This is a genomic window from Pseudomonas sp. HP_01 (assembly GCF_055284355.1).
Genome location: NZ_JBTOPV010000034.1, coordinates 1 through 12,770 on the forward strand (window position 1 = coordinate 1; position 12,770 = coordinate 12,770).

Below are 12,770 nucleotides of genomic sequence, written 5' to 3' on the forward strand. Positions count from 1 at the left end.
TCACCCTCCGTGCCTCGTGCGCGCCGGCCCCCCCTCTCTCTCTGGGTGCCTTTCCCCCCCCCCCAGACCCCCCCCGCCCCCCCCCCCCCCCCCCCCCGCTCCTACAGGGGATCAGGTGACACCTAAGAGGCGCATTGGACGCAAGAACTGTGAGAGGTTGCTCGCGATGAGGACCTCGGACTCCCTCACTGCCCATCAACGTATAAAGACTTGTACCGCGCCATGGCATCCGTGAGCCGGCGATTCAGATACTCATTGGTATGCCCAAGCGCCGCCAGGATCTGCGCAGATTCCTCGTGATAGGACGCGCGCTTTTCCAGAGACCACGTCGATGGCGCGGACTGGAGATTGGTGATCCGGTCGCACAATTTGATGGCCGCCGCTTCCCGGGAATGCGCGGCGATTGCCTGGAAATAGCGCTCATCCGAGAAGGGCACGATCAGGTTCTTGCTCAGGCAGGCGACGGTCGATGCGACAGCGGCGCCGAACACTTCAGCCAATGCCTCCTCCGAGATCGCGGTGTCCTCGATCACGTCGTGCAGAAGCGCGGCAGGCATCGCGATGGAGAGATCACCGATGTCACTTTCCCGGTCCGCGAAAATCAGCTCGTTGGCGACCATCGCGACATGGGTGGTATACGGCAGATCTGACCCCTTCATCATCTGCCCGACGTGGGCGTGAGAAGCGAACAGCCAGGCTTTGTTGTAGAGATGCTGCAGGTCGGTGCACGTCAATCAATTCACTCCTGAGATGGGGGAGATGGGCGGTGAAGGCTTTCCAAAGGCTGGCCGTCGGGTAGCTTGATTTTTAAACCGCGACCGATCTGGATGCCGATGTAGTAGGCGATGCCGAGTGCATGGGCGAGCTCCGGATCCGTCTCCTCGAACTCCTTCCCGCCCCACGCGCCAATGGTCAATTTGTGCAGGCGGCTCTTGTCTTTTTCGGTGCCAAGCAGAATGTTTCTGATGAAGTCGAGTTGGATCAGTGAGCTCGAATAAAGGGGGAACGCTGGGCACGATGCCTCCGTCAGGCGGGTGATCGCAATAGCTTCGCCGATGTAGTCGATGGCTTTTTTCAATTCGTCGTTCCCTGTCATGCGGCCGCGTTTGCTAGATCGCGCTGCCTCGGTTCGAACCTGGCTTCTGCATTAATAATTCGTCCAGCTCTCGCCGGCGGCAGCGGTTGACGAATTGAACCGCTGAGGCGAGATCGTGCTGGAAGCGTTCGAACATTTGTTGGTCTATTGCGTAATATTCTGCGTAGTCCACAAAGCCGCTGCTTACGGGGAAGGATACGTAGAACTGGCCTGAGGTTTCTTCGACTCCCAGGGAGAACATTTCTTCGCAGTTTACGTAAGTGTTGCTGAATGTCATCGTTCGTAGGGCTCCAGTTTGCTTGCTAAAGCAGCTTTAGCGCTGCCGCATTATGCAATATCTGGTAAAGCTCGCTGCGCAAAGCTTTACACAGGTTGGTTGTCGTTGAGCAAGGCGGTGCGAATGAGGTCGAGTTTTTGTCTGGTCAACCGTCAGTGATCGACGATGAATGTATGTGCTTATGGGCTAGGGAACGGTAATGATTGATGCGCATAATCTCAAGAAGGTCAGTTGCACATTGCTAACATTCCTTTTATCCATGATGGCCCTAGGTCCATCAAATCTTGAATATTTCTGGCATCTGTACCTCGTGGTGGCGCTGCTGGCGATTCTGTGGACTCTCTACCTGGTTTATTTCTGTGAGAGATTTACCGTTTATATGCTCTCGCTGGTGGTGGCGTTTTTAGGCGCGTTTTGTTTACCAGTCTGCTCGGTCGCGTATGTCGCTGCAGGAAGCATCTGGGGCAAAGAGGGTCTTTTGCCCTTATTGCTAGGGTGCGCCCCGGTCGGTATCACGCTGCTGACCTACTATGTACTGGCCAGAGGTAGACCATCCTTTCATCCGTTCGAATATAACGGGCTAAAAGTCCAGCCGAGGTATCAGGATAGGCAGCGATCACCTGCCTCGTATAATCCCGTGTTAGTTGCCGGAGCTACAACCTTGGCGGCAAGTATTACTATAAATTCACTCGGCCATTTAACTGGTGCAATGGTCGCTATGGTTGGACTGCAGGCGTTTTGCATCGCCGCGTTGTTTCACGCTCGGCACATCATCAGGGGGCTACGCGCGCTCCGCCTTCAAGAACAATCAATGCCTACGCCCTACACGTTCATGCAAATTGACCAAATCCGCGAAGCGCGGAGGCGTTGGTATTTGGGCAGATTGTTTGCGTTGATCGCGTCTTGGAGGGCGTCGCAGGATGACTGATTGCTCGATGATTCGTCTCGACTTGGTTTGGTGGGTATCTCGCGTCGCTGATTTGTGAACGGTTATAGCGACGGAAACGGCGCGGTGTCGGTTGACGTCATCCGATAGTCCGGCGGGATGGAACCGGAAGGCAGTTGCAGGGCAGAAGCCACTGCCCATTTGCCGATGGGTGCGCGTCTAACACATTTCGACAAACCAGAGACCGTTTGGCTGCGCAGTCTTCCTGCGACGAGGCGGACTGCTGGAACTCCCAAGCACGATACTCAACGCTGCGCAAAATCGACTCACCGGGTTGACAGGGAGATGCTCAAAAGTGTCTCCTTTCTCGCGGTGACGCCTGTAACGATTCTGAGACTGTGACCTCCTTCGCAGTTTAGGCGCTGCGAAGATATGAGAGGTCCGACTTCCTGAATACTTTTCGCAGCCTGTTGCAAGGCTTGGAATTCAACTACGGGGACAGTTGCCGCCGATTGCAATTTTTTTATTCGAAAAGCGATCGTTCGCTACAAGCGTTGATAGAGCGACCGGGAATTCATCATTAATGTGCGGATTGGAGTTATCTGGTTCAATGAATACGATGTATGATCCAGACCCGCGTACAATCAAACGAGGTCCCCTATTGACCTTTCTGTTTGTCGTGGGCGCAGGTGCGTTTGGGCCTGCTAACTTTCCTGAATGTACTTGGCTATATTTCGGTTTCGTGGCCTTATTGTTTTTATATACGCTCTATATGATTTACTGGTGTGAAGGTTTCACCTCTTTCACACTCGGCATGTTTTCCTCATTTGTATTCTCATTTGGCGTCGCTGCGGCGGGTCTAGCCCATGTCGCGCTTGTCGTAGATTTGCACGCTTCGAGATCCCAAGCCGCCATTGCAAATATAGGGCTCGTGGCATTGATGGCCTTGATTTACGCATTTGTCTATTTTTTTCCTCGAAAGAGTTTTCCTTTTCAAACCGATGGAAACAAGGTTTCACGTGTCGCTATCCGAAGCAGTGATTACGGTCCCGGTCTTATTGCAGGTATCGGCACCGTGGTATCAGCTCTTTTGATTAACTCTGTGTCATCGCTCACGTCTAGCGCCGTCGCGGTGTTGGGCGTCTTTTTTGGCTGTGTTGCCCTTATGCTTTATGAGCGGGATGCGATTAGCGGCCTGCGCACCCTCCGTTCTCGGGAGAAGTCCATGGCAGCTCCATTCACCTTCAAGCGAATCGACGAGATCCGTGAAGCGCGCAGCCGCTGGTGGATCAGTAGGTTGTTCAAGTGGGTTAGTTCCAGGCACCAGTGACCAGGTGCGTGACTTTAGGTGATTCTGCGCACGCTGAATTGTCTCTTCGCGTGCTCGCTTAAGGGGTAAAGGAGATTTACATGATCATGAACCTCGCAGCGTTTCTCGTGCCGCAGAGCGTACGGCTGATCGAGTCTAGGCTCTGCCAATCCGAAACTGCCCAATGGCGCGCTGGCGACGGACGCAGGACCTCTAACAAATCAGTCGTTGCTTGGGAGGTATGGATTGGGTTGGAACATTTGTTGATCCATAGGGTTGAAGCAAACAGATAAAGAATGCGTTGAAGCGTTGAAAAGGGTGATGGCTGATGATTTTGGGCTCCGATTATCTTAAGCGTGGTGCTTGGGTCTGTTTCAGTGTGCTCGTGTTCGCTATGGTTTTAGGGCTCTCTGTTGTACCGTTCTTCTGGTGTGTCTACTTATTTGTTTTTATCTTGAAGCTTAGCTGGTTTCTTTACCTGATCTATTTTTGCGAGAGGTTTACATTTTATTTGTGGTCGGTCTTAGCAAGTGTGCAGAGTTTTCTGATCGTGCTGGCAAGCAGTGTTGCGTTTTCTTCCGCCGCCGACGTATGGGGCTTGGCAAGTGCCGAGGCATTCATTGCAGGATTGTTACCCGTGGCTTTAGTATTTTTGACTTATTTTATAATCGCGCGCACAAAACCGTCGTTTCATCCGTTTGAATACAGTGGAAACAAGGTAAAGGTAGTGCCGAGAATTAGTCAGAGTAAGTCAGCAAGGTATCCGGCTGCATTGTTGGCTGGTGCTTCCACATTAGTCGCGAGTATCTTCGTCAAAATCTTTGGGGTACCCGCAGCGGGAGTTGTTGGTGCGGTCGTCCTGACGACCTGCGCTTTAGTGATTCTTTACCACCTGCGTCATTCAGTTAGAGCGCTGCGCACGTTGAGCATAAAAGAAAAAACCACATCAGTGCGCTACACGTTTATGGAAATCGACGGCATCCGCGAAGCGCGCGGTCGGTGGTGGATCAGTAGATTTTTCACCTGGGTTGCCTCTAGGTGCGCCTCGACGGACGCCTAAGCCATTCGGGGTATGGTAGCCCGTATTTCCCAATACCTTCGGCAGGTATCCGGTACAAACGGGATTCCGGCAATCGGCTCTACCAGAATGCTGGAGTAACTATAGGTGATTTTGTTCCCCACTTGACGTAGCTAGTAGGCCGTCTGGCTCTGTAGTGCCCTCTGGATCTGGTGAATCCTCATGAAGACCTTGACCCTGAACCTGCGGCGCCGCCGCGGTAGGGTAGATCACTAAATGTGTATCTGATGTGGGGCCAAGTTCACGAGTGGCCATGGCTATGTCACCTTTAGGGATGATTTACACATGAGCCTCGACCACCTTTGTCGTTGGCATCGTAAAAAACTTGGGACAAAGTAGCCTCAGTGCTGAGAATTTCCAGTCCTCAAGACGCTGCCATATTCGTGAATTGATTCGGCGAGTTAATTAGCTACCCCTCGTCTAGTTCCGGGCTTCTGTATGAGCAACTCGTCCAGCTGTCTGTTGCGGCATTTGGTAACGAACGTCAGTGCGGCATTCAGATCACTTTGGAATAGATCAAGCTGCGCGCGATCAATTTCGTAATATTCTTCATACTCAATCATGTCATTTCTCACCGGAAATGAAGCATAGAACTTTCCTGAAGATTCCTCTATTCCTAGTGAGAAGCGCTTTTCGCGATTGAAGTAAATATCTGTAAATTTCATAAGATCCTCTGCGATAGATCAGTCTTTAAAATTCGAGGCGCGGATACCTCTTATTTATGCCGGCAGGTGTCCTCCATCACGTTGTGCAGAAGCGCGGCAGGCATCGCGATGGACAGATCACCGATGTCACTTTCCCGGTCCGCGAAAAATCAGTTCGTTCGCGCTCGCCATGCCACCTGGGAGAACCGCCCTAAAGAGTGATATCTCAGAAGGACAAATCGATGCTGATGATCTTTTTGCTCTTTTCCAACGCTTCGCTATCGCTTGCCCCGTCTGGCGCTAACCGGTTGAGGAAATCTTCAAGGCTGGACGAAATCAAAACATATCCCCGGTCTTCATTCGCTGCGTCATGTACCCAGTAGTGAACGGCTCCAGTTGATTTATCGATGCAAAACTGGTCGCCCGTCGGCGACTCCCCGAATGTATAGGTCTTGTCGGGGATTCGTCCGGAATACATGTTGTTCCTGTGGAAGATGTTGTATCCGTCGGCTGATAGGCCATAGATGATGTCCAGGTCGTAGGTCCCGGTCTGGCTCACGCACTGGGCACCTCGGGCGAAGACGACTGCTCCGCCTAGATCGGTGGTGAGATCCAGCAATAGATCCTCAATCTCAATGACACATCCCTCCCGCAGGGGTTCGTCAATCTGGCGAGAGGTTGGGTTTGCGCAATGAGCACCGAGTACCTCAGACATTCTTTTGCTGATTGCTCTCATGTTGCCGCTCCTGACCCGATGACCCAGTGCCAATCCTTCAAATGATTATGCTCCATCAGGAACGGAGTCAGGGCCGTTAAGCTTGTCCCGGACGTGGTGTGCTGTGCGCACCAAGGGATCCCACAAGCCTGACTCGCTGTTCCAGGCAGCGCCTGCCCAACGTTGGTCGGCGGTCAACTCAGCCCTGCGTTCGACCAAGCGTCGTTTGAGGATATCTGAGACGGCACTCAAATCAATCTTGGGCAGCGCTGCATATGGCCCGTCTGGCTGCGCTTCTTTATTCGCGAGGCAGTAGCAGTAGCACCAGATCCAGCTTTGAGCCATATAGATCGCCCGATTTTGATCTGGATAATGGTTGAGCAGTTTCAGCAAAGCCTGAACAAAACTCCCTGAGAATGAAGCGTTACGGGCGTTAAATTGCGGCATGAACAGCCGATCGAAAGCTACGACAACATTCTGAGGGTCGGCGTTGTCGTCTTTGGTCTCGAGAAAATAAAAGGGCTCGCCTGCGAGGAATCTGTCGAATTCATCGTGATGCAATGCAAGCTCAAGTCGTTGGCAGGTTCCTTGTCCATTCAGTTCTCCATCGTGAGCGTGTGGCGCGTGAACGAGGGTGATTCACGGCGTGGTCTGCGCGGGCTGCTTAATTGGATGGAGACTACATCAGTTAGGTCGCTTCGAAGGCGTGTTCGGCTTCGATTATGATAAGACCCAGTGACAGGTTCTAAGGCCACTGATCCGTAATGACTCTAGCCATCCCGAGCTTACGATGGCTGATCAGTTCCGGAATCTCGCCTCGGGAAATCAGGTGTAAAGCCTTCAGTAGTACTGCTTTGAAGCGAATGAGTTGATCCTCGGTGGTGATCTCAAAAATCGCCTGCGGCCGCTCAGTCAGTACGCAGTCAATTGCACGAAGGGCCGCTTCTATTTTTTGTTTGGCAGTTTCTCTGCGGTTCATCTTGGTGGCGTCCTGCATGACTTTTCTTCCGTTTTCAAGATTCAGAAGCTCCCCGGCCCACGTGACCAAAACTGCCGGCAGCATGCCGGTGACGGGCGCCGGTTGAGGAGAGCGGGCGTTGCTCAAGCCAACCGAACGCCATCAGCGCCTAGTTGTTTTGAGACATGAATTCACGCATCCATTTCAGGGCCGGCGTTTCTCCTCCCGTGAGCTCAATGCAGAAAGTTGCAAACGCCTGCTCAAGCGCTTCGTACGCCTGGAGGCCTCGTTCGCTGAACCTGTATCGCCCCGGAATCTGGCCCCACTCCCAAGGCGTGGTAATCAAACCTTCCATCACGAGGTTTAGCAGGGGCTTCAGGTCAGCGTATAGCTCCGCTGCCTCAGCATCGAGCTCGGCATACGCCTTGAGCTCGGTTTCTAGGTTGAGTGCTGCCGCGTGAAGTTTGTTGTTACTCATGGCGAGTTCCTTCGCATGCAGCTGTGCGTGCAAATCCTTTGTAGATAGTGCGTTCGAGCGTGTTACTTGCCGCGTCTCGCTTTGAAGGCTTTGAGAGCGGCGGACTCGCCGCCGGTAAGCTCAATGTAGAACGCAGCGTATGCTTCGGACAAATCACTGTAGCCTTGGAGATGGGTCTCCGAGAGCAGCCTGTAGCCTGGGATATCTCCGATTTCCACCGCCTGAAGAATGCTGCATCGCTCGGCCCTCTCGATAAGGTCCTGAAGCGAACCCGATAGTAACGCTGCGGCAGGGTCAACGACTGCGTATTTATCTAGCGTGCGCTGCAGCTCACGCGCCGATGCCTGGAGTTTGTTTTTATTCATCGCGGCTCTCTTCCAAACTGCCTTCCTGCGCATTACAAAACCTGACCCTGCTGGTCAGCGCTCTGTGGCAAGTTGCCGGTCTAAACGGGATTTTAGTCATGCGCCAGGCGTCGCTGCTCAAGTGGTGTTGAAGCTGAGACTGCCACGGCTCTGCTGATGTTTGGGTAACCGAAACTTCGTGGCGTTCGGGCCGCAGTCCGCAGGCTGTGATCTGAGGGTGATGCGGATTCATGGAAACACGCTTCGAATCGGCGCAAATGCCAATAGACGAACGTCCCGCTAGAAATTATCAGGCACGAAGTCGGGACCTTCAAACTTATCCCGAACGCCTAACGCCATGCGCATCAATGGTTCCCAGAGACCTTGCTTACTGTTCCACGACTCGCCTGCCCACCGCGTATCATTAATCAATTCAGCTTTGTTGGCCTCAAGTTCATGCTTGAACGCTCTTGCGATGCCAGCTGTATCCATTTCAAAAAGGGCACCATACTTGCCGTTTGGATTTGACTTCTTTTGGATGAGGCAATATTGGTAATACTGGATCCAGTAAGATACAGCATAAATCGCTCGATTTTTGTCTGGGTAGGTGTCCAGAGCCTTCAACATTGCTGTTGCAAATTTGACCGCAAAGGTTTCATTCTTGGTTTTTGTCCAATAGTCGAGCACTAATAAGTCGAAGGCATCTCTCACATTTTGTGGTTCTTTTGTATCTGTCTTAGCCTCTACAAAGTAGAAAGGCTCACCGACTATAAATTTGTCGAGTGCGTCGTCTGCTAGCGCGACAAGTAGCACATTGTCCAGGTTATCTGTCATTGGGTTCACGTCCTTGCGCAGTCAATTGCACGGATGGCCACCTCTTTTTTTGTTGGCGGTTTCCCTGCGGTTCATAGCGGGGGTGGCATCTGGCATGATTAATCCTTTCGTTTCCAGGGCCCAAGGCCTACCCGGGGCACGTGACCATACTCCCGCTAGCATACCGGTGATGCGTACCGGCCGTGTAGGATGAGCGCCACAGCGTGAAGCCCGTTATTGTTCGTATGGAATTGCTGCGCACGTAGCTATGGTGCAAAAGCCAGCCGCGTGTTCGCTAAGTCAAAGCCCTCGACCCATGTGACCCACAAGGAAGAACTTCTGATGACCAACGATCACACCTTCGACTTCACCAAAGTCCCCGCCGGCCTGACGCCGTTCCCTCCGATTGAAAACGTGTTTGTCGCCGATCAACTGGAGCTGGCCAACCATCTGCACCCTTTGTTCAGCGTTGATATCAGCACCGTAAATCCCGAGTGGTCGGGCGTGCTGCACATGCTCAGCCCGCTGGAGCCCTACGAGAGCCTTGTTGGCGAGCTGACCGAGTGGGACGGGTACCACGGTGATTTGCTGAAAACCAACTGGATCGGCTTCGCGGTCGAGCACGGGCGTTACCGCTTGTGCGGCGACCCGCGCTATTTTTTTCTGCATGAGGGTAACGCGCACCTGGCGGACCCTCATCCAGGCGCGAGAGCAGATTTGGAGCAGCACTACGCTGAACAGCACAGTGCGTTTATCAGTACCGTCGAGCGCTTTAACACCAGCGGGGTGCTGGCGCGCGAGCAGGGCGACCCGCTTTATCCGGTCGAGTTCGTCTCGCAGTTGGGCGGTGAAGTCGATGGGGTCGCGAACTGGGTGGAAACGGTCGAGTTTCCGATGCAGATCGTTGAGATCGATGCAGACCGCGGCGACACGAATGTCTATCCGCTGAGTCCTGCGGGCAAACGGTTTTTCCACGTGGCGAGCGTTCCGGGCTGGCATTACCGAACGGCCGGCGCAGACCTGATCGTCATGTTCTACGAGCCAATTGAGCGCTTGGTTTTGTTTACTTTCGATTACAGCTGAATCCATGAATACGGCGAACGCCGTCGGGGTGAGGCTCTCGACTCAAGACAAAGCCCAGCACAACGTGGAGGCAGAAAGGGGCGCCGCTGAGGCGTACACGCATTGGCCCAAGCGAAACAGAAGCAAACCTGCTTTCCTTACTGTCCCTCTGCAGCCGTTGATACCGGGTAGGGCATTTAAGGCCCTGGCTTCGATTATGGCTATGTATTGACCTAGTGGCGCTGATCGACGTGGTTGCCACGCGCGCGCGCATAGTGGCGAGAACAGTCGAGATAGCATTTACTCACCGTTCTGCCCATTATTCCTGGATTCGATCCATAGGCTCAGCGACAGTGGTTCGCCGCCCGTCACCTCGATCGAAAAATCCGCGTACGTGTCTTCAAGCTCGCCGTACCGCTGAAGATTTTTCTCGGTAAACCGATAGTGGCCAGGTACTGCTCCTATCTGAATGGGTTCGGATAGGTTGCCCGCTTTTGCCAGCTCTAATAACGGCTTTAAATCGGAACAGAGGGCAGCAGCTTCGGGATCTATCTCTGAGTATTCATCGAGCTGATGTTGTAGCTTTAAGGCAGTGCTTCTTAGTTTGGTGATATTCATCGCTAATTTCCTGCGATCTCTGGTGCCCGCCCGGGGGCAGAGCACGTTTACGTTCATGCGCGTAGTTTTAAGGGAGACAAGCGAAGGGTGCAGCTGAAGCTAGCACGTATCGGTTGAATGCAGGTTGTCACTTCATCTGTTCTCGAAGCCACTTCAAAGCTGGCGTCTCTCCTCCTCTTGCCTCAATCGAAAAATCCGCGAATGCATTTTCCAGGTCGCGATATTGCTGGAGGTTTCTCTCTGTAAAGCGATAACGTCCCGGCACGTCTCGCACTTCAAGCGGGTTCGTGAGGGTGCCAGCTTTTGCTTGTATCAATAATGGCTTCAAGTCAGCATGAAGAGCCACGGCTTCAGGATCTATCTTGGAATGTATCAACAGCTGGTATTCAAGGGCAATGGCTAGCTCTTTGAGTCTTGGAATGTTCATGGTTAATTCCCGATTGAGCCTATAGGTTTGACGGATGACCAATCTCCGCGATTTGGAATAAAGTACCACGCCGCGCCGTGCTGCTGGGTACCGGATGTTATCCATTTCCAGCAGCTGCTGCCATCACTATGTTTGGCTTGGGAGTGTCATTCAGGCGAACCTCTCACATCTCCAGGCTTTTGGATAAGCAACTCGTCTAGTTGTCGGTTTCGACATTTCGTGACAAACGCTAATGCAGCGTTAAGGTCCTTTTTAAATAGTTCCAGCTGTGCATGGCTAATCTCGTAATATTCTTCATAGTCAGTCATGCCGTTAGTTACCGGAATTGAAGCATAAAACTTCCCCGAGGACTCCTCAACACCTAGGGAAAAGCGCTCCTCGCGATTAAAGTAAGTGTCTATAAATTTCATAAGATTCTTTTCGGTAGTAGAGTGGTCATAAATTGATCCGCGGATAATTTGCCGGCATCAATAATGGCGTGAAAGATTTCAACTAAGCTTAAAACTCGTGAAGTTAAAATCAGCTTCCACGAAACCTGCGTGCTTTCGTGAAAGCTTTTAGCGAAAGTACCACGAGCGAAGGTCCCGCTAAAGATTATCAGGCACGAAGTCTGGACCTTCAAACTTATCCCGCACGCCTAGCGCCTCGCGCATCAACGGCTCCCACAGACCTTGCCTACTGTTCCAGGACTCGCCTGCCCACCTCGTATCGGTAATCAAGTCAGCTTTATTGACCTCAAGTTCGTGCTTGAGCGCACCGGCGACGCCGGCTGTATCCATTTCAAAAAGCTCACCATACTTGCCATTTGGATTTGCCTTTTTTTGGGTTGTGCAATAGTAGTAATGCTGGATCCAGTCGGATACAGCATAAATCGCTCGATTTTTGTCTGGATAGGATTCCAGCGCTTTGAACATTGCTGCTGCAAATTCGCCGGGAAACGTTTCATCTTTAGTCCTCATCCAATAGTCGAGTACCAAGTTGAAGGCAGCCATCACGTTTTGTGGTTCTTGGGTGTCTACCTTGGCTTCTTGAAAATAGAAAGGCTCGCCGACGATAAATTTGTCGAGTGCGCCGTCCGCTAGCGCGATCAGCAACACATTGTCCAGGTTATCTGTCATTGGGTTCACGTCCTTGCGCAGTCAATTGCACGGATGGCCACCTCTTTTTTGTTGGCGGTTTCCCTGCGGTTCATAGCGGGGGTGGCATCTGGCATGGTTAATCCTTTCGTTTCCAGGGCCCAAGGCCTACCCGGGGCACGTGACCATACTCCCGCTAGCATACCGGTGATGCGTACCGGCCGGGTAGGATGAGCTCCTCAGCTTGAAGCTAGATATTAGCTATGGTGAATTTGCTCCTCACGCAGCTGTGTTTCCAAGCCAAGCGCGTGTTCGCTGATCGCCATGGAGATGTGCCGATTTATGGTCACCTGGATGAGCAATCCGCCATTTTTTTGCTCGATTCAATTAGCGTGTAAGAATGCGATTAAGCAATCACCAAGGATGCGTTTATGACACTGCCCCGCTTTATCTACCATCCCGATCCCGTCGGTACCGGTTCGGTTCAATCCTCTTCCGACACTTGCGTGAGCTGCAACCAGGCGCGCGGCTACATCTACGTGGGGCCGGTATACGCCGTTGATGAGTACGAAAACTGCATCTGCCCTTGGTGCATTGCCGACGGGAGTGCGCACCAGCGTCTGGGCGCGACGTTTGTGGATGACGAAAGTATCGGCCTGGATGGCGACGACACGCTGAACGAGGCGCAGATCGCCGAAGTCTGTCAGCGCACGCCTGGTTTTAATGGCTGGCAGCAAGAATGCTGGTTCACTCACTGCAACGACGCGGCCGAATTCATTGGCAAGGCCGGCCACACAGAATTGCTTGAAATGGGGCCGGCAGCCATCGCCGCCGTTCAGGACTCAACAGGGTTGGAGGAGGGACCTCAGTGGCAAGCGTTCCTCACCGCGTTGGATAAAGATCATGGCCCTACGGCTTACCTCTTCAAATGTCGCCACTGCGCCACGCTAGGCGCTTATCAAGACAACCATTGACGCCCAACGTTAAAG

General features: G+C 52.7%; 19 protein-coding genes. 5 read left to right on the top strand and 14 right to left on the bottom strand.

Going from position 1 to position 12,770, the window contains the following annotated elements:
- Positions 1-185: 185 nt before the first annotated feature.
- From ACYAR8_RS17430 to ACYAR8_RS17440, 3 genes are read right to left on the bottom strand one after another with little or no spacing between them, the layout of a single operon-like run.
- Positions 186-734, bottom strand: a complete 549-nt coding sequence (locus ACYAR8_RS17430; protein ID WP_463580522.1) for an HD domain-containing protein — start codon at positions 732-734, stop codon at positions 186-188.
- 5 nt (positions 735-739) lie between these two features.
- A complete protein-coding gene (locus ACYAR8_RS17435; RefSeq protein ID WP_463580523.1) occupies positions 740-1,078 on the bottom strand; it encodes an immunity protein Tsi6 family protein in 339 nt (112 codons plus the stop codon).
- 31 nt (positions 1,079-1,109) lie between these two features.
- Positions 1,110-1,373, bottom strand: a complete 264-nt coding sequence (locus tag ACYAR8_RS17440) for a hypothetical protein (RefSeq protein ID WP_463580524.1) — start codon at positions 1,371-1,373, stop codon at positions 1,110-1,112.
- A gap of 199 nt (positions 1,374-1,572) precedes the next feature.
- Between ACYAR8_RS17440 and ACYAR8_RS17445 the strand changes: the two genes are divergently transcribed.
- From ACYAR8_RS17445 to ACYAR8_RS17455, 3 genes are all read left to right on the top strand, one after another.
- On the top strand, positions 1,573-2,301 hold the full coding sequence (locus ACYAR8_RS17445; protein ID WP_463580525.1) for a hypothetical protein: 729 nt from the start codon (positions 1,573-1,575) through the stop codon (positions 2,299-2,301).
- Between the two features lie 619 nt (positions 2,302-2,920).
- Complete coding sequence (locus ACYAR8_RS17450; protein ID WP_463580526.1) at positions 2,921-3,589, top strand: hypothetical protein; 669 nt, start codon at positions 2,921-2,923, stop codon at positions 3,587-3,589.
- Positions 3,590-3,896: 307 nt separating this feature from the next.
- Positions 3,897-4,628 (top strand): hypothetical protein, encoded by a 732-nt coding sequence (locus tag ACYAR8_RS17455; protein WP_463580527.1) that lies wholly within the window; start codon positions 3,897-3,899, stop codon positions 4,626-4,628.
- A gap of 419 nt (positions 4,629-5,047) precedes the next feature.
- On the opposite strand, the gene ACYAR8_RS17460 is transcribed toward ACYAR8_RS17455, so the two are convergent.
- From ACYAR8_RS17460 to ACYAR8_RS17490, 7 genes are all read right to left on the bottom strand, one after another.
- Positions 5,048-5,311 (bottom strand): hypothetical protein, encoded by a 264-nt coding sequence (locus ACYAR8_RS17460; RefSeq protein WP_074887859.1) that lies wholly within the window; start codon positions 5,309-5,311, stop codon positions 5,048-5,050.
- 205 nt (positions 5,312-5,516) lie between these two features.
- The gene (locus ACYAR8_RS17465; protein WP_463580528.1) at positions 5,517-6,026 is read right to left on the bottom strand and encodes an SMI1/KNR4 family protein; all 510 of its coding nucleotides are present in this window, start codon (positions 6,024-6,026) and stop codon (positions 5,517-5,519) included.
- A gap of 45 nt (positions 6,027-6,071) precedes the next feature.
- The gene (locus ACYAR8_RS17470) at positions 6,072-6,566 is read right to left on the bottom strand and encodes a hypothetical protein (RefSeq protein ID WP_463580529.1); all 495 of its coding nucleotides are present in this window, start codon (positions 6,564-6,566) and stop codon (positions 6,072-6,074) included.
- Positions 6,567-6,750: 184 nt separating this feature from the next.
- Positions 6,751-7,110 (bottom strand): hypothetical protein, encoded by a 360-nt coding sequence (locus ACYAR8_RS17475; RefSeq protein ID WP_463580530.1) that lies wholly within the window; start codon positions 7,108-7,110, stop codon positions 6,751-6,753.
- Positions 7,111-7,132: 22 nt separating this feature from the next.
- Entirely contained in the window at positions 7,133-7,441 is a 309-nt protein-coding gene (locus ACYAR8_RS17480; protein WP_463580531.1) for a hypothetical protein, read from the bottom strand.
- A 62-nt stretch (positions 7,442-7,503) separates the two neighbouring features.
- A complete protein-coding gene (locus ACYAR8_RS17485) occupies positions 7,504-7,806 on the bottom strand; it encodes a hypothetical protein (RefSeq protein WP_108122351.1) in 303 nt (100 codons plus the stop codon).
- A 279-nt stretch (positions 7,807-8,085) separates the two neighbouring features.
- Complete coding sequence (locus tag ACYAR8_RS17490; RefSeq protein ID WP_463580532.1) at positions 8,086-8,619, bottom strand: hypothetical protein; 534 nt, start codon at positions 8,617-8,619, stop codon at positions 8,086-8,088.
- Positions 8,620-8,940: 321 nt separating this feature from the next.
- Between ACYAR8_RS17490 and ACYAR8_RS17495 the strand changes: the two genes are divergently transcribed.
- Positions 8,941-9,681, top strand: a complete 741-nt coding sequence (locus tag ACYAR8_RS17495) for a hypothetical protein (protein WP_463580533.1) — start codon at positions 8,941-8,943, stop codon at positions 9,679-9,681.
- Between the two features lie 279 nt (positions 9,682-9,960).
- Here the strand turns inward: ACYAR8_RS17495 and ACYAR8_RS17500 are convergent, their stop codons facing one another.
- From ACYAR8_RS17500 to ACYAR8_RS17515, 4 genes are all read right to left on the bottom strand, one after another.
- Positions 9,961-10,278: a hypothetical protein gene (locus ACYAR8_RS17500; protein WP_108122345.1), complete on the bottom strand. Its 318-nt coding sequence runs from the start codon at positions 10,276-10,278 to the stop codon at positions 9,961-9,963.
- 127 nt (positions 10,279-10,405) lie between these two features.
- Positions 10,406-10,705: a hypothetical protein gene (locus ACYAR8_RS17505; protein ID WP_074887883.1), complete on the bottom strand. Its 300-nt coding sequence runs from the start codon at positions 10,703-10,705 to the stop codon at positions 10,406-10,408.
- Between the two features lie 146 nt (positions 10,706-10,851).
- Positions 10,852-11,115 carry a hypothetical protein gene (locus ACYAR8_RS17510; RefSeq protein ID WP_463580534.1) on the bottom strand — a complete coding sequence of 88 codons (264 nt, stop codon included), beginning with the start codon at positions 11,113-11,115 and terminating at the stop codon, positions 10,852-10,854.
- Positions 11,116-11,292: 177 nt separating this feature from the next.
- The gene (locus ACYAR8_RS17515; protein ID WP_463580535.1) at positions 11,293-11,823 is read right to left on the bottom strand and encodes a hypothetical protein; all 531 of its coding nucleotides are present in this window, start codon (positions 11,821-11,823) and stop codon (positions 11,293-11,295) included.
- 389 nt (positions 11,824-12,212) lie between these two features.
- Here ACYAR8_RS17515 and ACYAR8_RS17520 point away from each other — a divergent pair, with 389 nt between their 5' ends.
- A complete protein-coding gene (locus tag ACYAR8_RS17520; RefSeq protein ID WP_463580536.1) occupies positions 12,213-12,755 on the top strand; it encodes a CbrC family protein in 543 nt (180 codons plus the stop codon).
- The last annotated feature ends 15 nt before the right edge of the window (positions 12,756-12,770 follow it).